This window comes from Devosia sp. LjRoot16, from assembly GCF_964252795.1.
GTDB lineage: Bacteria > Pseudomonadota > Alphaproteobacteria > Rhizobiales > Devosiaceae > Devosia_A.
Genome location: NZ_CAXUPH020000004.1, coordinates 614,880 through 635,172, shown reverse-complemented (window position 1 = coordinate 635,172; position 20,293 = coordinate 614,880). Strand labels below are relative to the sequence as shown.

General features: G+C 65.5%; 16 protein-coding genes. 11 read left to right on the top strand and 5 right to left on the bottom strand.

All coding sequences use genetic code 11. The annotated features are described in order from the left end of the window. Positions 1-74 precede the first annotated feature (74 nt). On the bottom strand, positions 75-1,115 hold the full coding sequence (locus ACSQ23_RS21070) for a GntR family transcriptional regulator (RefSeq protein ID WP_436091760.1): 1,041 nt from the start codon (positions 1,113-1,115) through the stop codon (positions 75-77). 251 nt (positions 1,116-1,366) lie between these two features. Here ACSQ23_RS21070 and ACSQ23_RS21065 point away from each other — a divergent pair, with 251 nt between their 5' ends. Both ACSQ23_RS21065 and ACSQ23_RS21060 read left to right on the top strand, forming a co-directional pair. Then, the gene (locus tag ACSQ23_RS21065; protein ID WP_436091759.1) at positions 1,367-2,539 is read left to right on the top strand and encodes a hypothetical protein; all 1,173 of its coding nucleotides are present in this window, start codon (positions 1,367-1,369) and stop codon (positions 2,537-2,539) included. Beyond that, positions 2,539-3,039 (top strand): hypothetical protein, encoded by a 501-nt coding sequence (locus tag ACSQ23_RS21060; RefSeq protein ID WP_436091758.1) that lies wholly within the window; start codon positions 2,539-2,541, stop codon positions 3,037-3,039. The genes ACSQ23_RS21065 and ACSQ23_RS21060 overlap by 1 nt, the downstream gene beginning before the upstream one ends. A gap of 201 nt (positions 3,040-3,240) precedes the next feature. Here ACSQ23_RS21060 and ACSQ23_RS21055 read toward each other — a convergent pair whose 3' ends face one another. Next, complete coding sequence (locus tag ACSQ23_RS21055) at positions 3,241-5,538, bottom strand: Tex family protein (protein ID WP_056002336.1); 2,298 nt, start codon at positions 5,536-5,538, stop codon at positions 3,241-3,243. A 112-nt stretch (positions 5,539-5,650) separates the two neighbouring features. After that, entirely contained in the window at positions 5,651-7,642 is a 1,992-nt protein-coding gene (locus tag ACSQ23_RS21050) for a family 43 glycosylhydrolase (protein ID WP_436091757.1), read from the bottom strand. A gap of 206 nt (positions 7,643-7,848) precedes the next feature. Here ACSQ23_RS21050 and ACSQ23_RS21045 point away from each other — a divergent pair, with 206 nt between their 5' ends. The 6 genes from ACSQ23_RS21045 (at position 7,849) to ACSQ23_RS21020 (ending at position 14,805) form a co-directional block, all read left to right on the top strand. Beyond that, positions 7,849-8,469 carry a hypothetical protein gene (locus tag ACSQ23_RS21045; protein WP_436091756.1) on the top strand — a complete coding sequence of 207 codons (621 nt, stop codon included), beginning with the start codon at positions 7,849-7,851 and terminating at the stop codon, positions 8,467-8,469. Between the two features lie 394 nt (positions 8,470-8,863). Further along, the gene (locus tag ACSQ23_RS21040; RefSeq protein WP_056002319.1) at positions 8,864-10,786 is read left to right on the top strand and encodes an ABC transporter substrate-binding protein; all 1,923 of its coding nucleotides are present in this window, start codon (positions 8,864-8,866) and stop codon (positions 10,784-10,786) included. A 209-nt stretch (positions 10,787-10,995) separates the two neighbouring features. Further along, positions 10,996-12,000: an ABC transporter permease gene (locus ACSQ23_RS21035; RefSeq protein ID WP_055887314.1), complete on the top strand. Its 1,005-nt coding sequence runs from the start codon at positions 10,996-10,998 to the stop codon at positions 11,998-12,000. A 6-nt stretch (positions 12,001-12,006) separates the two neighbouring features. Continuing rightward, positions 12,007-12,864 carry an ABC transporter permease gene (locus ACSQ23_RS21030; protein WP_056002316.1) on the top strand — a complete coding sequence of 286 codons (858 nt, stop codon included), beginning with the start codon at positions 12,007-12,009 and terminating at the stop codon, positions 12,862-12,864. 4 nt (positions 12,865-12,868) lie between these two features. Then, positions 12,869-13,897 (top strand): ABC transporter ATP-binding protein, encoded by a 1,029-nt coding sequence (locus ACSQ23_RS21025; RefSeq protein WP_056002313.1) that lies wholly within the window; start codon positions 12,869-12,871, stop codon positions 13,895-13,897. After that, positions 13,894-14,805 carry an ABC transporter ATP-binding protein gene (locus ACSQ23_RS21020; RefSeq protein WP_055887307.1) on the top strand — a complete coding sequence of 304 codons (912 nt, stop codon included), beginning with the start codon at positions 13,894-13,896 and terminating at the stop codon, positions 14,803-14,805. Before ACSQ23_RS21025 ends, ACSQ23_RS21020 begins: the two co-directional genes overlap by 4 nt. A 21-nt stretch (positions 14,806-14,826) precedes the next feature. Here ACSQ23_RS21020 and ACSQ23_RS21015 read toward each other — a convergent pair whose 3' ends face one another. Together ACSQ23_RS21015 and ACSQ23_RS21010 are read right to left on the bottom strand one after the other, a co-directional pair. Then, positions 14,827-15,528 (bottom strand): GntR family transcriptional regulator, encoded by a 702-nt coding sequence (locus ACSQ23_RS21015; protein WP_055887303.1) that lies wholly within the window; start codon positions 15,526-15,528, stop codon positions 14,827-14,829. A 103-nt stretch (positions 15,529-15,631) separates the two neighbouring features. After that, positions 15,632-16,642 carry a LacI family DNA-binding transcriptional regulator gene (locus ACSQ23_RS21010; RefSeq protein ID WP_436091755.1) on the bottom strand — a complete coding sequence of 337 codons (1,011 nt, stop codon included), beginning with the start codon at positions 16,640-16,642 and terminating at the stop codon, positions 15,632-15,634. Between the two features lie 122 nt (positions 16,643-16,764). Here ACSQ23_RS21010 and ACSQ23_RS21005 point away from each other — a divergent pair, with 122 nt between their 5' ends. The 3 genes from ACSQ23_RS21005 to ACSQ23_RS20995 all read left to right on the top strand — a co-directional run bounded on the left by ACSQ23_RS21005 (position 16,765) and on the right by ACSQ23_RS20995 (position 20,293). Further along, positions 16,765-17,733, top strand: a complete 969-nt coding sequence (locus tag ACSQ23_RS21005) for a hypothetical protein (RefSeq protein WP_436091754.1) — start codon at positions 16,765-16,767, stop codon at positions 17,731-17,733. Continuing rightward, positions 17,730-18,899 carry a serine hydrolase domain-containing protein gene (locus ACSQ23_RS21000; RefSeq protein ID WP_436091753.1) on the top strand — a complete coding sequence of 390 codons (1,170 nt, stop codon included), beginning with the start codon at positions 17,730-17,732 and terminating at the stop codon, positions 18,897-18,899. The genes ACSQ23_RS21005 and ACSQ23_RS21000 overlap by 4 nt, the downstream gene beginning before the upstream one ends. Positions 18,900-18,994: 95 nt before the next feature. Continuing rightward, a complete protein-coding gene (locus tag ACSQ23_RS20995; protein WP_436091752.1) occupies positions 18,995-20,293 on the top strand; it encodes an ABC transporter substrate-binding protein in 1,299 nt (432 codons plus the stop codon).

The window sequence follows — 20,293 nt, the reverse complement described above, 5'->3', positions numbered from 1 at the left end:
GTTGCAGTCATTGCCCTGGCGCCTTCAGGAACAGCTGTGTTCCACCCTCGAAGGCGACAGGGGTTGGTTTGGTCTCACCCCTCGGCGACGCCCCTTTCGGCGGCATCGCTGCCGCTTTCAGGTCCCGTTTCGTTGCCGGCAATCTTGCTGCGGCGGAGGTCGGCGAGGTGCGGCACCAGCACGCCCTCGAGCGCACCGGGATCCGGCGCATGCCGGTATTCGAAACAGGGCACCCCCGGCTGGACCAGGTCGGCCACATGGTCGGCGCCCGAGGCAAAGATCACCGCGTCGCATTGCGCGATGGCTTCGCCGAGGTCCGGCGACGACAGCCAGGTGACGCGGATATCGGAGACGTGCGGCGCGAACTCGCGCACGCTCGGCCGCATGATGGCGATGTATTCCTCGAAATAGGTCACGGCGGCGATGCGGGTGCGCGGGTCGAGCCCGGCCAGCGCCTGGCGCGTGCGCACCGAGGGGATGAAGCGGAGGCCCAGCACCCGCGCCTCGGGGATCAGCGCCTGCACCTCGGCCTCGCGATGGAGGAACGTGAGGACGATATCGGCCTCGGTGCTGATCCGGCGCAGCTCCTCGGTGACCCTGAGGGAGTCGAGCGTCACCAGCTGCACCTGGTCGTTGGTCGCCAGCACCGGTTTCAGCTGCGCCACATAATCCCGCCCCGGCCCCTCGAAGATCGCGACGAACACGATCTTCAGCCCGGCCTTGGGGCGGCGCAGCAGCGATTGGGCGTTGATCATCGAATTGAGCGTCAGGGTCGAGATGCCGAGCTTTTCGGCCTTGCCGATGAGCACCTCGATATCGGCGCGGAGCGAGGAGACCGGCAGGTTGTCGACGCCGTGCTTTTTCATGTCGGAAACGGCAAAGGCGCCGAGCCCGTGCTTCATCTCGACGAGACCGGCATCGCGCAGCCGCTGATAGACCTGAGCCACGGTCATCGGCGCGATGCCGAGCTCGGCGGCGAGCTGGCGGACGGACTGCAGGCGGGTGCCATGGGCAATGCCGCCGAACGACAGCGCATAGCTCAACAGGCCATAGAGCTGCGTGCCGACCGGCACGGGCAGGGACTTGTCGATGCTGTTGGCGTCGATCGAGAACATGTGTTCTAACCACCTGATACACCTCAACGGTAGCGCTCATCTTCGCGGATGACAATCGGGTGACGAGCAAAATTCGTGCACACGTTGTCGACTGCTCAAATGTCATGCAAAACAGCGTGTTATCGGCAGAGCAGGGCCGGTTCCGGCCGCGGTTCGCACCCCATATGCAACGAAAGTCGATCTGTGCCACTGGCGGCGGGCCGTCTGATGGTGTTCTAGTTTGCTATGTCAATCAGGGGTGAGGAACGGCGATGAGCATGCAACTGGGATTGGAACTGGCGCGGCTGACCGCCGGCCTCGACCGGCTCTATCGCGATGTGCCGCGCACCCAGAGTTTTCTTGATCGCGAGGGGCTGATCCCGGTGGCGATGGCGCAGGTCGAGCCCTATGCGCTCGCCAGTTACGCCGAGGCGCGCGACCGGCTCGAGGCGTTTGAGGCGCGGATTCCCGGCGAGGCGGAGAGCGAGCTGCGCCGCGCCTACCTCACCGAAATGGTGGATTCGCTCTTGGCGCTGCTCGACACTTTTGAGGGCCGGCAGATCTCCTATGCCGAGCGGTTGCGCCGGCAGATGCGGGTCGACACGCAACTGGTGAGCGCCGAAATCCTCGATGGCTATCGCCGCACCATCCGCGAGAACCTCGACGAACTGGGCTATCGCGGCGGCTCGCTCGCCGAGGATGTCGGGCGGTTCGAAGCCGATAGCCTTGTGCCGGCCGACCAGGTGCTGGCCGTTATGGGCGAGGTGACGCGCGAGGCGCGCCGCCGCACCAGTGAGATGATGTACCTGATGAACGACGAATGGCTCGAGCCGGTGCGGCTCGATGATGTGCCGTTCACCGCCTATTGCGATTTTCCCGAACGCAAGATGCGGCTCAATCTCGCGATGCCCTTCACCCGCTCAGCCATCAAGCATCTTGCCTGCCACGAGGCGTTTCCCGGCCACCTGGTGCACATGGCGCTGCGCCAGCGCTATGTCGCCGAAGGCAAGATGCCGCTCGATGGCGCTCAGGTGGTGACGAGCTCCGCCAGTAGTGCGCTGTTCGAAGGCATCGCCGATAATGGCTGGTTTTTCCTCGACTGGATCAACACCCCCGAGGACGTCGTCGGCATGACACTCGAGCGGCTGCGCGCGGCGCTCCGCTGCAACGCCGCCTGGATGCTGCATGCCGAAGGCCGCTCGCACGAGGAGGTGGCGCCGATCATCGCCGAGGCAGGCTACCAGGATCTCGAAACGGCGAAGAACCGCATCGCTTTCCTCCGCCACGGCCTCAGGGCGCCGTTCGTTTACGGCTACTGGTGTGGCGATACATCGACCCATGCGGTGTGGGAGAAGGTGCCCAAGGAGAGGCGCACCGAGTTCTGGGCCTATCTCTACGGCAACATGCACACCCCCTCGACGCTACGCGATTTCTGGACGGTGTGATGGCTTCGCTCGACAGGCACTGGCCGGCTTTTCTGGCTCTGGTCCGCCAATCCGGTCCGGCTGAACCGATGTTCGATTTCGTCGCCGGGCTGATCGGCGAGGCGATCGGCAGCAAGCTCACCACCGCCACGCTGTTCGACGTGCCGGCCGGCCGGCTGCGCCGGCTCTACACCCAGAACGCTGAGGCCTATGCGGTCGGCGGCTTCAAGTCGATCCCCGACAACCAGTGGACCGAAACGCTGATCGGCCGGCAGCAGATCTATACCGCACTCAGCCTCGAAGCGATCGCGGTGGATTTCGCCGACTGGCAGCTGATTGGGTCGTTCGGCTGCGAGTCGATCGCCAACCTGCCGATTGTGGTGGGTGGGCAAACCATCGGGGCGTTCAACCTGCTGCATGAGGCCGGGTATTACACGGCCGAGCGGCTGGCCCGGGTGGACGAGGTGATGCCGTTTGCGACGATGGCGTATCTGGCGGCAGTGTTTGGGGAGCGCCGCTGAAGCACGTGCTGACCAGCGGTCCGACCCACGGCAATCACCTCAAACTCGGTGTCATCCCAGCGAAAGCTGGGACCCATTTCACCGCTCGCACCAGCGGATAGTTGGGTCCCAGCTTTCGCTAGGATGACAGCCGGTGGGTAGGAGAGGACCTGCCAGAACGCAGGGCTCCATCACCCCGACTGCAAGTGCGGGCTCTGCGCTCTACTTCTTCCTCTTCATCGCCTCGCTGAGCATGTCCCCCAACGACCCAGTGCTGCGCGGCGCCTGCTGCGGTACGCGCTGGTTGGCGCGCACCGGCGGGTCGCGGGGGCGGTCGCGTGGGGCGGTGGGGTCGATCTCTTTGCGCATGCTGAGGCCAATGCGTTTGCGCGGCACGTCGACTTCGACGACGCGCACCTTGACCACGTCGCCGGCCTTGACCACCTCGTGCGGATCCTTGACGAATTTGTCGGCCAGCTGGGAGACGTGCACCAGCCCGTCCTGATGCACGCCGATATCGACGAATGCCCCAAAGGCGGCGACGTTGGTGACGGTGCCTTCCAGCAGCATGCCGGGCTTGAGGTGTTTGATATCGTCGACGCCGTCGGCAAAGGTCGCGGTTTTGAAGGCGGGGCGGGGGTCGCGGCCGGGCTTTTCCAGTTCGGCGAGGATGTCGCGCACCGTCGGCAGGCCGAAGCGGTCATCGACGAAGCGCTTCGGATCGAGGCCCGCGAGCGCCGACTTGTCGCCCATGATGCTGCGGAGATCGCGGCCGCAGGCGGCGACGATCTGGCGGGCCACGCCATAGGCTTCAGGGTGCACTGAAGACGCATCGAGCGGCTCGACGCCGCCGGTGATGCGCAGGAATCCCGCGCTCTGCTCGAAGGTGCGCTGGCCGAGGCGCGGCACTTCGAGCAGCGCCTTGCGCGAGCGGAATGGACCATTGGCGTCGCGATGCGTGACGATGGCTTCGGCGACGGACGGGCCAAGCCCGGAGATGCGGGCGAGCAGCGGCGCGGAGGCGGTGTTGAGGTCGACGCCCACCGCATTCACGGCGTCTTCGACCACGGCGTCAAGCGAGCGGCCGAGCCGGTACTGGTCGACATCGTGCTGATACTGGCCGACGCCGATCGCCTTGGGCTCGATCTTGACCAGTTCGGCCAGCGGGTCCTGCAGGCGGCGGGCGATGGACACGGCGCCGCGCAGCGACACGTCGAGATTGGGGAACTCGGCCGCGGCCAGTTCGGACGCGGAATATACCGAGGCGCCGGCCTCGGAGACGATGACCTTGGTCGGCTTCGGCGCGGGCAGGCGCTCGATCAGGTCGGCGACCAGCTTTTCGGTCTCGCGGCTCCCGGTGCCATTGCCGATGGCGATGAGCTCAACGCCGTGCTTCTCGATCAGCCGCTTAATGGCGGCCTGCGCACCCAGCGCGTCGTTGCGGGGCGGGAAGGGGTAGATGGTTTCGGTGTCGAGCAGCTTGCCGGTGGCGTCGATGACCGCGACCTTGACGCCGGTGCGAATGCCGGGGTCGAGCCCCATGGTGGCGCGGGCGCCGGCCGGGGCCGCCAGCAGCAAATCCTTGAGGTTGCGGGCGAAAACGCCGATGGCCTCGAGCTCAGCGCGCTCGCGCAGCTCGACCATCAGGTCGATGGAGAGCGACAGACGCAGGCGGGTGCGCCAGGCCCAGCCAGCCACTTCGCGGAGCCATTTGTCACCCGCGCCATTGCCTTGTGCATTGAGCGCGGCAGCAACGAACCGCTCGGCAGGCTTGATCGGATCGGTGACGTCGGCATCCACCTCGATCTCGAGGCTGAGGAACTCCTCGTCGCGGCCGCGCATCATGGCGAGGGCCCGGTGGCCGGCAACCTTGTTCCAGCGTTCGGAATGGTCGAAATAGTCGGAGAACTTGGCCCCGGCCTCTTCCTTGCCCTTCAGCACTTTGGCGCTGAGCATGGCCTTGTCGCGCATATAGGTGCGGAGCTGGCCGAGCAGGGCGGCGTTTTCCGACAGGCCCTCGATGACGATGTCGCGGGCGCCCTCGAGCGCTTCCTTGCTGCCGGGCACCTCTTCAGTGATGTACCCCTCGGCGAGCAACAGGGGATCGGCGCTGCGATTGGCGAGGATGGCTTCGGCGAGCGGACCAAGGCCGCGTTCCCTCGCGATCTCGGCTTTGGTGCGGCGCTTGGGCTTGAACGGCAGATACAGGTCCTCGAGCTCGGCCTTGGTTGCCGCGCCAGTGATGGCGGCGGTCAGCTCGACGGTGAGCTTGCCCTGTTCCTCGATGGATTTGAGGATCGCCGCGCGACGGGCTTCCAGTTCGCGGAGATAAGTCAGCCGCTCGGCCAAGAGGCGCAGCTGGGTGTCATCAAGTCCACCGGTCACTTCCTTGCGGTAGCGCGCGACGAACGGCACCGTGGCGCCGCCATCGAGCAGTTCCACGGCTGCCCGGACCTGGTCGGGGCGGGCTGCGATTTCGGTGGCGATCTGGGCGGCGATGCGGGTGTCGAGTTGGGACATGAGGCTACTTCTTGATTTGGCTGGCGCGACCATAGTCGCCTCGGGCCTGGGGTCACACCCGACGCGAGACGATTTCCTCGGCAAATCCGATGTTGCAGAAGGACGCAGTCCGTCACATGGCTCGCACAAAGCGGAACCGCGTGCCGTCCTTGCCGTCCGGTGTCGGGCCCGGGCTGTCGGCGCGGACTCCGCCGTCCGGCGCGATGCGGAGGAAGCGGTTGGTGGCGAGCGCCATCAGCGTCACCTCGCCGGTGGGCGTTTCCATCCACTGGAACTGCGTCGCCTCACCGGCCATGCCGCCGACGGTGACGACGCCGCCCGCCGTCACCGACAGCACGCCACCGGCGTGACGCAGCGCGACACGGCCGAGACCGACCGGCGTGACGGTGAACGGCTCGGGTGTGCAGCCGATGATGGTGCCCAGCGCCGTGGCGAGGCCGATCTCGGGGACGTTGGCGAGGACGAGCGTCCCGCTCTCGCCGGCCGGGATCGGCTGCATCAGGCCGCGCGGATGCGGCTCGTCGATGCTGACGCGGTCGAAATCGGCGTGACCGCCTTCGCGTCCGACCTCGTTGTAGGCGAACAGCGCATAGCGAATGCCTTGGAAGGTCTTGAGCTGGAACACCATGATCACCGGCTCGCCGATGGGCGTGAAGCTTTCGCCATCGGTTGAAAAGCTGAGCTGGGCCAGCTCGGTCAGGAAGTCGCACTCGGCGCGCAGCCAGACGCGCGGGCCCGCTGCCGGCGCGGTGATGGTTCGGCCGGTCTGGTAGTCGAAGGCGAGGATCTCATCGCCGGCCGCCGTCCGCGCCAGCCCGACCCAGCGCCAGGGCATGCCGAGTAGCGCGAGACCAGCCACGTCGCCGGGAACCAGACCGGAACCGTCGAGCTCGGCCGTTACGATGGAGATCGGCCCGACCGCCCGCTGGGTCAGCGTGTTCCGCGCCTGCCAGAAATCTGCCGCCGGCAGGGTATGGAGCCTGAGGTGGCCGGGGCGTTCGCCGAGCGACCACTTGTCGTCGACCGGCACGTGGTTCCACTGCCAGAGCGGATTGAGCGCGGCGTCATCGAAATCGTCGCTGCGTTCGGGCCAGGGCAACGCGACAGGCGAGGGGGCGGCTGACGGCTTCACCCAGGTGCGCGGGGTACGGCCGAGATTGCCGGGAAGGCCGAAATAGGGCCAGCCATCCTGCCAGGTGATCGGCGACAGGCAGGTCAGCCGGCCGAGCGAGTTGTAATCCATCATCGACCAGCCCCACCATTCGCCGTCCGGCGTGTCGACGATGCCGCCCTGGTGCAGGTTGAGCCGACCGTTGCTGGCGGGGTTGGGTGGCACCAGTTCGAACGGCGGATTGAGAGTGAAGGGGATACCGGCGCCCTTTATCTTATAGCCTTCGACCAGTCCGAAATCCTCGTCGATCGAGATGGCGGGGTTGATCTCCCAGGGGCCATCGAGGCTGTCGGCGCGGGCGCAGGGCATGCGCATCGGTCCGGCGAACCAGGCGCTGGTGATCAGGTATTTGCCGTCGACCTTGTAGAAATGCGCGCCTTCGCCCATCAGGCTGTCGGGCGGCGTCAGGTCGCGTTCGGTGCCGGGGATGACCCGGTGCAGGCTCGGATCCAGCTCGGCGATCCTGAGGTTGCGGTAGCCCCAGACCACATAGGCGCGCCCGTCATCGTCGAAGAACACCGTCAGGTCGTGATAGTTGTACTCGGCTTCGCTGCGCACCCACGGGCCGGCCGGATCGCTGGCGGTGAAGATCTGGGTCTTCTGCCCGTTGACGTTGGAGAAGATGTAAAAGGTGCCGTCGCGGTAGCGGATGCACGGGGCCCAGATGCCCTGACCATAGACCTCCCCACCCTCGAGCCGGAAGGCGGGCCCCAGGTCGAGCCGGTCGAAGGCGTAACAGACGAGGGTCCAGTTCACCAGATCGGTGGATCGCAGCACCGGCAGGCCCGGCATGCAATGCATCGTCGTGCCCGTCATGTAGTAGACGCTGCCGACCCGGATGATGTCGGGGTCGGAGAACTCTTCGTAGAACAGCGGATTGGTGAAGGTCCCGTCGCCGTTATCCGCGGTCCAGGTGGGCTTTGCCGGTGTCATGGAGGTGTTCCGTCAAGAGGGGGGCATATGAATCGGCCGCTGCTTCCGGCCCGTCTCTACCTCAATAGGCGATATGGATCACATACAAGGCCGGACTTGCGATGGATTGCGTAGACATTTTGTCCGATTGTACGCAATCCGTGGCCGGGCCCATAGTGCCCGTGCTAGCATCGTCCCTGATCTGGTTGCGAGTGAGGGTCTGCCGGGTGGAAGCGGGCGGTCTGTTCCAGGCCTCGGTGCCGTTGGGGCTCTATACGAGCTTCAGCGTCTGCGCGCCGTGCGGCTTGCGAGCCGTCGATGGCGTCATCGGTCTGCTCGATATGCCCGATACATTCCTCGATCCGGGACGGGTGAAGGCCGGGCTTCTCTGGTTTACCGGCGGCTTCGTCGAGTATCGCTTCCCTTATCGCTCCGGCCCGCCGGTCCGGGCCCTCGAGTTCTCCATGGAGCTTGGATCCGATGCGCCCGGAACCTCGCCCGATTGGCCGAGTGCGATCTCGATTTGGGTCAATGACGTCGAGCTCGGCAGCTGGACCCTGCGGGCCAGCCGCTATCGTCAGGACGAGCCGAGAGGCGGCTGGGCGCGCTACGGATCCGATCACGGTGAACTGACCAACTGGCGCGTCACCAGCGCCGGCAGCTTTCTCGATGGACAGAAAATCTCGTCGGTGTCGCTGGCCGACCTGCAACTCGATGCGGCCCAATCGATTCGGCTGCGCATCGGCGTCGCCGCCGACGCCACCTGTCCCGGCGGGGTCAACATCTTCGGACGCGGCTTCGGGCATCACGACCAGGAGATCATCATGCGACTTGAGACGCAGGACTGAACCGGGGCAAACGGTACGATCTGTCATATGTACCGTATGTTCCGGTATTAATCGATTCTGGATACGAGACGGGTCAAGCGGCCGCGGGTGGTCGCGATAGCATCCGCCGTGAGGCGGACGATGCTCCGGCCCGACGCCAGATTGATCTATTAGTACGCTGAAACATATACACTATCTGAGATGTCTGGCTTGGCGATTGCGGCTGTTCCCGACGTGACAGGGTGGCGCGATATAGGGACCTCGCCGCTGTCATCATTCATATTAGAATATCCGATGTACATCGAAACACAAGTTGACAAGGAGGGCTTCGCGGATAGGATGGCGCCCGAAAGCGGTGGAGCGCTTTCGGGATGGCAGCGCGAGAGGCGCTGCCGCCGTGGGAGGAAAAAACAAAATGGATAGACGCAGCTTTCTGCTGGGTACCGCTGTCGGTGCCCTTACCGTTGCCGCCAATGGTTTGGCTTTCGCGCAGGACGCCGGAGGTACGGCACCGGATCTGGCGCAGTTCCCGCGCGGCGAGACGGTCATCGTTCACAATCCCGAAGGGATCATCCGCAATCCGAGCTGGTTCAACCTGTGGGCCGTCGGCGCCGGCAACGGCACCAGCAACGGGCTGCACAACCTGACCACCGATACCTTGTGGTTCATCGATCCCGATGCGGGCATCGAAGGGGCCAGCGAGAACGCGGTCTACAACTCACTCGCTGACGATCTCTGGCAATACAATGCCGACTTCACCGAGATGACCGTCAAGCTCAAGCAGGGCATCTTCTGGAGTGACGGGGTCGAGTTCACCGCCGACGACGTGGTGTTCACGGTCGAAAAACAGAAGGCGACGCCGGGCACCCCCTATAATGGCGCCTTCAGTGCGCAGGTCGCCGAAGTCACCGCGCCCGACAAATACAGTGTCCTCTTCAAGCTCAATGCGCCGAATTCGCGCTTCCATGCGCTGTTCTCGGTGCGCTGGACGGCCGCCTGGATCATGCCCAAGCACGTCTACGAAAAGGTCGAGGACATCCTCACCTATGACGCCAACCCGCCGGTCAGCATCGGGCCCTATACGCTGCACTCGTTCGATCCGAACGGCACCTGGTACATCTGGCAGAAGCGTGAAGACTGGCAGCGCACCGCGCTCGGCATGATCGCCGAGCCCAAGCCGAAATTCATCATCTATCGCAACAACATCACCACCGATAACCGCCTGATCGAGATCCGCAACGGCAACCTCGACATGGTGCACGACCTGACCCCGGAAGGCACCTTCGCCGTGGTCAAGGACGATCCGCAGATCCAGGGCTGGTTCCCGGGCTTCCCCTACGCCCATCCCGATCCGACCCTGCCGATGATCATCTTCAACCACCAGAACGAGAAGTTCCAGGACAAGCGCGTGCGCTGGGCCCTGGCGCTGATGCTCGATGCGCGCGCCATGTCGATGGCGTCGTATCGCGGCGCGGCGACGCTCTCGGCCATCTCGGTGCCGCCGACCGGCACGCATCCGCGCGACTATCATGCGCCGCTGCAGGATTTCCTGATCAACTACGAGGTCGACACCGGCACCCGGAAGATCAAGCCGTACGATCCCAATATCGGCCTGCAGATTGCCGACATGGTGCGTCCGCAGTTCGGCGACGCCGTGCCGACCGATGAAGCGGCCGTGCGCAACGCCTTCGGTTACGGCTGGTGGAAGCAGGATGTGGCGGCGGCCGAAGAACTGCTCACGGCAGCCGGCTTCACCAAGAACGGCAACCAGTGGATGATGCCGAACGGCGAGCCGTTTGCCTTCGAGGTGATGGTGCCGCAGGAAGGCGTGATCAACCGTCTCGGCGTGATGATTGCGCAGATGTGGTCGCAGGCCGGTGTGCAGGCGACTGCCCAGGTCGACAGCGACACCTGGGGTCGGCAGCGCGTCGGCAACTACGAAACCAACATCGCCTGGGCGGTGGAAACCTGGGGCGGTCACCCCGACCTCAGCTTCTTCCTCGACAGCTATCACTCGGCTTACGTCGCCAAGCCGGGCGAGTCCCAGCCCGACCGTAACTGGATGCGCTGGACCGATCCGCGGCTCGACACCATCATCGAGAACATCCGCAAGATCGACTTCAACGATCCCAAGGGCATCGAGTACGGCCACGAGTTCGTCAAGCTGCACCTCGAAGAGATGCCGAACATCCCGATCATGGCCTACAACGTGTTCTCCATTCAGTCGAACCGCTTCTGGACCGGCTGGCCCAATGCCGAGAACCCGTACGCCAACCCGGTCACCAACTGGTCGAACGGGCGTTACATCTTCACCCAGATCAGCCCCGTGGCTGGCTGACCGCTCTCCCAGGGTGAGAGGGGGCGCGGCACTTTCCGCGCTCCCTCCCGCCTTCTGGTGGCCTCTCGAGCCCTCGAGGCGCCATCAGAACGCGGGATCGTTGCCGTCACCGAGCGTGCGTCAGCCCGATCTGTAGTAACCCCCGCGACCGAAACGCGCCGGCCGCGGGTGGGGACGGCCAAGTGGCCGCCCCGGGGTGAGGAGTATTTATGCAAGGCTATCTATGGTTCGCCGCCAAGCGGTTCGTTCAGCTATTGGCGGTGATATTCTTCGGCGTGTCGGCCATGTTCGTGGTAACCTACCTGTCGCCGATCGATCCCGTCGAACAGGTGCTCGGCCGGTTGTCCGCCCGCTCCAACCTGTCGCCTGAGGCGATTGCCGCCACCCGCCTGGCGCTGACCGAGATGTTCGGCACCGACCAGCCGGTGCTCACTCAATATGTCAACTTCTGGAGCCGGTTGCTGCGCGGCGACCTCGGCGCGTCGTTGATGGCGTTTCCGACGCCTGCAATGGAACTGGTGCTCAGGGCGCTCCCCTGGACCCTGGGGCTGTTGCTCACCTCGACCGCCATCACCTTTGTCGTCGGCAACCTCGCCGGTGGGCTCGCCGGCTATTTCCAGAACAGCCGCCTGCTCAAGGCCTTCGGCATCGTCACCATGGGGCTGCAGCCGATCCCCTATTACATCGTCGCCTTCATCATCCTGATCGTCTTCGGCTACCTGTGGCCCGTGCTGCCGATCTCCGGCGGTTTCGCCATGGATGTGCGGCCGGGCTGGACGCTGCCTTTCATCCTGTCGGTGCTGCAGCACTCGCTGCTGCCGGCCCTGTCGCTCGTCCTGGTTGGCCTTGGCGGCTGGTTCATCGGCATGCGGGCGCTGGTCTCCAACATCGTCACCGAGGACTACGTGACCTACGCCGAACTCGCCGGTGTGCGACGCGACACCATTGTCGGTGACTACGTGATCCGCAACGCCCTGGTGCCGCAGGTGACGGCGCTCGCCATGGTCATTGGCGGGGTGTTCTCCGGCACCGTCATCACCGAGCAGGTGTTCAACTATCCGGGGATGGGCTCGCTCCTCGTCGATGCGGTCAATGCCGGCGATTACTCGACCGTGCTGGCGGTCTGCACCATCTCGATCGCCGCAGTCGCCCTCGCCATCTTCATCGTGGACTTGCTGCACCCGCTGCTCGATCCGCGCGTTCGGGCGGAGTAAATCCAGATGTTTGCCGTCCTTCGCGACCTCATCCGCTACAATGCCGAATTCACCATCGGGCTGATCCTCGTCGGCATCGTGGCGATCTTTGCGGCCCTCAGCTTCTTCTCGCCCGTCGATCCCACCCAGATCTACCTCGCCATTCCCGACCAGCCGCCCTCGGCGCAATACTGGTTCGGCACCAATTCGCGCGGCCAGGATATGTTCTGGCAGCTCTCGGCGGCGTTCAAGAACAGCCTGCTGTTCGGCATCACCGTGGCGGTGCTGAGCCGCATCATCTCGATCGCGGTAGGGCTCGCGGCCGGTTACCTCGGCGGCTGGGTCGACCGGGTGCTGATGTTCATCAATGACATCTTCGTTGCCGTGCCGATCTTCCCGATCCTGGTGCTGTTCTATTTCGTGCTGCGCAACCACATGGACAGCTTCACGATGGCGCTGATCATGGCCTGCTTCGGCTGGCCGTTCGATGCGCGGCTGATCCGCTCGGTGGCCTTGGGGCTGAAGCATCGCGAGTTCACCCGCCACGCGGTGTTCGCCGGCATGAGCACCCGCAAGGTGCTGCTCGAGGAACACCTGCCTTACGTGATGCCGATCGTCTTCTCGACCTTCATGAACAACATGCTGTGGTCGATCGGCATGGAGGTGACCCTGGCGGTGCTGGGCTTCACCAACATCAACAACCCGACCATCGGCACGGTGCTCTACTGGGCCAACTCGCACTCGGCGATGGTGGTGGGCGTCTGGTGGTGGGTGGTGATCCCGGTGATCCTGATCGTCATCACCTTTGTCGGCCTGTTCCTGCTCGCCGTCAGCATGAACGAATATATCGATCCGCGCAGCCGGCTGCGCCGCATGGGAGCCTGACGCCATGGGCGACAACATTCTCGAAGTCGAGGCGCTCAAGGCCTACTACCAGATGAGCTATTTCGGCGTGAACCGCGAGGTCCGCGCCGTCGACGGCATCACCATGAAGGTGAAGCGCCGCGAGGTCTACGGCATCGCCGGCGAGAGCTCATCGGGCAAGACCAGCTTCATCAAGGTGCTGGCCGCCGCCATCCGCCCGCCGCTGCGGGTGGTCTCGGGCAGCGCCACTTACGATTTCGGCGGGCCGCCGACCGACGTCACGGTGGCGACACCGGCCGAGATCGATGCCATCCGCTGGCGGCACCTCAGCTACATCATGCAGGGCTCGATGAGCACGCTGAACCCGGTGCGTCGCATCGGCCGCATCTTCGAGGATTTCGCGGCCCGGCCGCTGGGGCTCTCGGGCAGCGCCTTCCGCCAGCGCGTGGTCGAGCACCTTGGGCATTTGAAGCTCTCGCCAACCGTGCTCAATGCCTATCCGCATGAACTCTCCGGCGGCATGCGCCAGCGCGTCACCATCGGCCTCGCCACCGTGTGCAAGCCCGATTTCATCATCGCCGACGAGCCGACCACGGCGCTCGATGTGGTGGTGCAGAAGGATGTGCTGTCGCTGATCAAGAACCTGCAGACCGAGATGGGCGCTTCGATCGTCTTCGTCACCCACGACATGAGCGTGCATGCCAATATCGCCGATCGCATTGGCATCATCTATGCCGGCCGTCTGGTCGAGGAGGCGCCGACCCGCACCTTGTTCACTGCGCCCAAGCACCCCTATTCAGCGCATCTCGTCGCCAGTCTGCCGCGCATCGGCGATACGACGCAGCGGCCGGCGCTCGAGGGGCGACCGCCCAGCCTCGCCGCGCCACCGGCCGGGTGCCGCTTCCACCCCCGCTGTCCGCTCGCCATCGACAAGTGCAAGACCGAAGTGCCGCCGCTGGTCGCGGTCGGCACCGACCACCGCAGCGCCTGCTGGCGCGCCAACGACGTCGAGCCGCTGGTGCCGGGTCACAGCCGCGCAGGAGTAGCCGCATGAGTTCGCTGCTCGAAGTTGCCGACGTATCCAAGCGCTTCCAGATGGGGGGCATCCTCGGCCGGCAGGAGGTTCGCGCCGTCGACCAGGTCAGTTTCGCCATCGCCGCCGATAAGCCCGAGATCTTCACCATCATCGGTGAGAGCGGCTCGGGCAAGACCACGCTGGCGCGCATGATCCTGGGGCTCGAGCGGCCGAGCAGCGGCCGCATCCTGTTCCGCGGCGAGCCGGTGCACCATGAGAACAAAGCCGATCGGCTGAAGTTCATGGCCAATGTGCAGCCGGTGTTCCAGAACCCGTTCGAGGCGTTCAACCCGTTGAAGCGGGTCGACCGCTATCTGCAGTCGACGGCGCGGCGCTATCTCGGGGCGCGCGACAAGGCGGCGATCGAGGCCGCCATGGATGGGGCGCTGCAGAAAGTGGGCCTGAGCCTCGCCGAGATCGCCGGCCGCTTCCCGCACGAGTTGTCGGGCGGGCAGCTGCAGCGCGTCGCGATCGCCCGGGCGCTGATCCCCAACCCGCCGCTGCTGATTGCCGACGAGCCGGTGTCGATGGTCGATGCGTCGCTACGCATGGCGATCGTCAATCTCTTGAAGGCGCTGCGTGACGATTTCGGCGTCTCGGTCATCTACATCACCCACGACCTTGCGACCGCCTATTACATCTCGGATCGGCTGATCATCATGCAGAAGGGCAGGGTGGTGGAGATGGGGCCGGCGCGAACCGTGCTCGATGCCCCGGAACACCCGTACTCGCAGTTGCTCAAGGCTTCGGTGCTCTCTGCCGATGACGCCGGCGCCGGCAAGTTGTCGCCGGCCAACGATCTGCTGCAGCTGAGCAACGACCGCCTCGCCCGCGCCGATGCCAGCCGGCTGGAAGACCGCGAGGACGGGCGGCGGGTGCGGGTGTAGCTGGCGCCGCGAGTTTGGCGCCTATCCCGCCCGGGCCGCGGTCGAGGCGCGCAACTGCTCGAGCACGTGCCGGCCGGCTCCCTCGACATGTTGCTCGATCAGCGCGGCGGCTCCGTCGGCGTCGCCCTGCCTGATCAGCTTGATCAGCTGGCGGTGCTCACGCATCAGCTGCGAGCGGCGGGCCAGCGTGAAGTTGTAATCGCGGGTCACGGCGCGCAGCACCTCGCGGTTCTTCCACCAGATTTCCGTCGCGAGCCGATTGTAGTGGCGCTCGTACATCAGGGTGTGGAACTGCGTGTCGAGATCGCTGTGCAGCACCGGATCAGCGAAGTCGTTGGCTTCCATCGCCTGCTGTAGGCTCTCGAGCCCGGCGATGTCCGTTGGGGTGGCCATGCCGACGAACCACCTGACGAAGCGCGGTTCGAGCGCCACCCCGATCTCGTAAATGTCGCGCACAAAGTCCTGGTCGATCGCTCGTACCCGCGCGCCGCGATTGGGCACGAAGGTGACGAACCCCTGGCCGCGCAGCAATTGCAGCGCCTCGCGCACCGGGTTGGACGATGATCGGTGACGACTGGCGAGGTCGGCGACCACCAGTCGCTCATTGGCTTTCAGGCGGCCCGAAATGATGTCGTCGCGGATCAGCTCGTAGACCGTTGCGCCTTCCTCGGATGCGCCTGCAGCGTCAATCCCTAGAGGTGGCTTGGCTTGGTAGTCACTCATGGCGGCTTGGTCGCATCGGCAGTTCCCCGAGGCGCCGGCGCGCCCTCGAAGCCGACCATGTTCCGCCGTCAGTGGTATTTCAAGCTGCGAAAAGACCGAGCGATCAGATCGAAGCGCGAACCACCACCGGCATCGAGATCAGGTGCTCGCCGCTGGCGTCGGGCGACAGCAGCAGCCTGACGGAGGCCCTGCCCATCTCCTCATGCGGCAGCGCAATGGTGGTCAGCCCGGGACGCAGGTAGCCCGCGATCTCGTCATTGTCGAAGCCGACGATGGCGATATCACCTGGGACGGAACGCCCGGCCTCGGCCAATGCCTGGTAGGCGCCGAAGGCGAGCCGGTCGTTGAGGCAGAGCAGGGCCGTTATCTCAGGCCGTTGCGCCAGCACCTTGCGGGCCAGCTCGAAGCCATGATGGGGCTCCCATTCCCAGCAACTCTCTTCCACTGCGAAATCGAGGCCGTGCTCGCGCATCGCGGCGTGAATTCCCGCGATGCGCCGCCCCACCGTCTCCGACCGGAACAGCCCCTGCTCGGCGATCTTGTTGTGGCCAACGAGGGCAATGCCGTCACGATGGCCTGCTGCGTATAGCAGGTCCACCGAGCTGTGACCGCCGGTCAGCTCGTCCGGCAGGACAGAAAGCGGAAACCGCGTGCTGGTGCCGTTCAGCATGACCACCGGGGTTGCCGTCGGCAGGGTCGGCACGAAGATCTCGCGGGCCCGCATGGCGGCGAAGATGATGCCGTCCACCTGCCGGTCGAGGGCGGCCTCGATCGCCTGCACTTCGCGATCGGGCTCGCCGCCGGTTTCGAGCAGCAGCAGCACATGGCCGGCCTCCTGCGCCGCGGCGAGCGCCCCGCGGATCAGGCCGTTGGCATAGCGCGTGGTGGCGACGTAGTCGGAGATGAAGGCAATCGTCCGGGTCTTGTCGGTGCGCAGCGCCTGCGCCGCGAGATTGGGACGGTAGCCCAGTTGCGCTGCCGCTTCATGCACGCGGCGGTGCGCCTCGGCCGAGAGCCTCGTGTCCGGGCGGCCGGTCAGGATCATCGAAGCGGCGGCCGAGGAGAGGCCGGCGAGCCTTGCAACATCGGCGAGGGTTACGCGCTTCTTGGTCAATCCCGCCATCGCTCCAGTTTCGCTTGGACGCTTCTTCATAGAAGGGGCAGACGCGATTTGCCAACTTGGCGTCGCTCACCCCGCCTGCTAAATCCATTTAGCAATTAGCGAGGTTGAAGGCGATGGCTTTTTCACTGCCCGACCATTGGGTCTGGGATTTCTGGCTGGCTGACGATGGTACTGACTATCACCTGTTCTACCTGCACGCGCCGCACGCCTTGGGAAGCCCCGACCTCAGGCATCGCAACGCCCGGATCGGCCACGCCACCTCGACCGATCTGCTCAACTGGCAGAACCACGGCCAGATTCTCGAGACCGGCCCGGCGGGCAGCTTCGACGATACCGCCACCTGGACCGGCAGCGTGGTGCGCGGCCCCGACAGGTTGTGGCGGCTCTACTATACCGGCTCGCGCTTTCTCTCGCCGGCCAGCAACGCCAATGTCGAGACCGTCGGCATCGCGGTTTCCGAAGATCTCTACAACTGGCGGAAGCTCCCCGGCCCGATCAGTGTCGCCGACCCCGAGCATTACGAAACGCTCGGCACGTCGAGCTGGCCCGAGGAGGCCTGGCGCGACCCCTGGGTGTTCGCCGACGCGGCCGGGCAGTGGCACATGCTGATCACCGCCCGGGCCAATCACGGCGCCGACATGGAGCGCGGGGTGATCGGGCACGCCGTCTCCGAGGACATGCAGAGCTGGCAGGCCCAGCCACCGCTCAGTGCCATCAATGGCGGTTTCGCCCATCTCGAGGTGCCGCAGATCGTTACGGTCGAGGGCACGCTGCACCTGATCTTCTGCTGCGACAGTCCCCGGCTGTCGGGCCGGCTGGCCGGGCAGCAGGGCGGCGTGTGGTCAGTGGCCATCCCGGACGTGCTCGGCCCCTATCCGATCGAGCGGGCGAGCCTCTTGGCGCCCGAGGCGCTCTATGCCGGACGCATCGCCACCGATCGCGCCGGCCGGGCCGTGCTGCTCGCCTTCAATAACGTGCAATCGGGCGGCGTCTTTGCCGGCTCGATCTCCGATCCGCTGCCGATCAAGCTCGGCCGGCACGCCGACGGCATGCCGAGGCTCGAACTGGAGGCACAGCCATGAGCGCTCCGATTCAGGGGACGGTGGCGGCGGGGTACGAGCCGATCCGCAGTGTTTTCGAAGCGGCGTTCGACGGGGCGCCGAGCATGGGCGCGGCACTTGCTATCCTGGTCGATGGCGAAGTGGTGGTTAACCTCTATGGCGGAATCGCCGACGAACGCGACGGACGGCGCTGGGACGAGGACACCGCCTCGGTGGTGTTCTCCTGCACCAAGGGCCTGATGTCGCTGCTGGTGGCGCGCCTCGTCGAAGCGGGGCGCCTCGACTACGATGCTCCGGTGGCACGCTACTGGCCGGAATTTGCTGCCGCTGGTAAGGGCGCCGTGACGGTGGCCGAGGCGCTGAGCCATCGCGCCGGGCTCTCGGCGCCGCGCGAGGATTTCGAGCTCGCCGATATTCTCGATTGGCATGCCGCCACCACCAAGCTGGCGGCGCAGGCGCCGCTCTGGCCGCCGGGCGGGGGCTATGCCTACCATGCGCTGACCCATGGCTGGCTGGCCGGCGAGCTGGTGCGGCGGGTGACGGGGCAGTCGCCCGGCGCCTATTTCCGCGAGACGATCGCGCCGCTCGGCGCTGAAGCCTGGATCGGCCTGCCGCGCTCGCGCGGCAATGTCGCGCATCTGCAGGTGGCGTCCGAGCTCGCGGCGCTGTGGGAGATGGACGCCAGCAAGGCCGTGGCGGGCGAGGTCAACTGGCCCTATCGCGCCATGACCCTCGGACGGGCGCTGCCCGCGGCGCTGGTCACCAGCGATGGCGGTTTCAACGATCGGCGCGTGCACCAGGCCGAGATTCCCGGCGCCGGCGGCATTGCCACCGCCAAGGGCCTCGCAACCATCTGGTCGGCGGCAGTCACCGAAACCCGCGGCGTGCGGCTGGCTTCCGCCGAGGTGCTGCAGCGGGCCACCGCGACGGTGACCGAGGGCGCCCCGGTATTTCCCGCCGAGCCGCCCTATCCGCGCTGGGGCATGGGGTTTCAGCTCGATTCTGAAGCACGACGGTTCCTCACCGCCGAAAGCTTCGGGCATGACGGGGCGGGGGGGCAGGTGGCCTTCGCCGATCCCCGGCACCGCGTTGGATTCGCTTTCATCACCAACTGGATGCGCGGGCCGGGCGACACCCGCGGCACGGCGCTGGTCGACGCGCTGCGCCAGCTGCTCGGAGCCTCTTGACGAGAGCCGTGAACCTCGTGCTAAATCCATTTAGCAAATAGAAGCGCCAGCTGAGCAACGCGAAAGCCGGACGCATCCTTGGAGGAGGAATGACCATGAAGCTGAAATCCGTAACTGCCACTGGCCTTGCGGCCCTTACCGCCGCCGCGCTCACGGGCACTGCCATGGCGGCGCCGAGCTGCGGCGCCGACCCGGTGGTGATGAACGCCTATTTCGAGACCGGCTTCCCGCTGCCCAGCAAGCTGGCCGAGGAGTTCACCAGGCAGTTCCCGAACGTGACCTTCGACATCAAGGAAGATCAGTTCGCCAACATGATGGAGAACTCGCCGCGCATCCTCTCCGAGGACAATGCGCCCGACCTGATCCGGCTGCCCTCGATGAGCGACCTCGTTGCCAACGAACTGCTGGCCAATCTCGATGGCTACTTCACTGAATTCGGCTGGGACAAATTTCCGCCGAGCCAGCTGATCCAGTTGCGTGTCGAGGAGGGCGGCCGCCCGCGCGGCGCCGGCTCGCTCTGGGCCATGGGGCTCAACTATTCGATGACCGGCGTGTTCTACAACAAGGAGCTCGCTGCCAAGGTCGGCATGACCGAGCCGCCCAAGACGCTGGCCGAACTCGATGCGCTGCTGCAGAAGGCCAAGGATGCCGGCCTCGTGCCGATCATGCAGTTCAACAAGGGCACCGGCGGGCTTGCCTTCCCGCTGCAGGACCTGATGGGCTCTTACGGCCCGCCCGAGCCGGTCAACGACTGGATCTTCCAGAAGGACGGCGCCACCATCAACACCGAGGCCAACCTCAAGGCGGCCGAGCACCTCGAGAACTGGGTGAAGTCAAGCTATTTCGCCGCCGACACCAACGCCATCGAGTACTTCCAGATGATGAGCCGCTTCACCGGCGGCGAAGGCCTGTTCATGTTCAATGGCGACTGGGAGTCGGGCAATCTCGACAAGAACTTCGCCGGCAAGTTCGGCTTCTTCCTGATGCCGCCGGCCGAAGCTGGCGGCCGCCACGCCGCTATGTCGGCGCCGCTGACTTTCGGCATCGGCGCCAAGGCCGCGCACCAGGATTGCGCCGCCTTCTTCCTCAACTGGGTGGCGACCAACGAACAGGCGCGCCAGATCAACGTCGAAGTCGGCGGTTCCAACCCCGGCGGCCCGGCTGATCTGCCCATTCCGGCAGTGACCCCTGGCTCGGTGACCGAGGCAACGCTCGCCGCCGGCAACGTGGTCGCCACCGAGAACGGCGCGATGGACTTCATCGCCAATGCCACCGGCGCTATCTTCGCCGCCGGCTGGACCCCCGAACTGCAGAAGCTGGTCGGCGGCGTGCAGACCGGCAAGGGGCTGATCGAAGCCGTGCAGGCCGAATACGAAAAAGAATTGTCGCGCTGA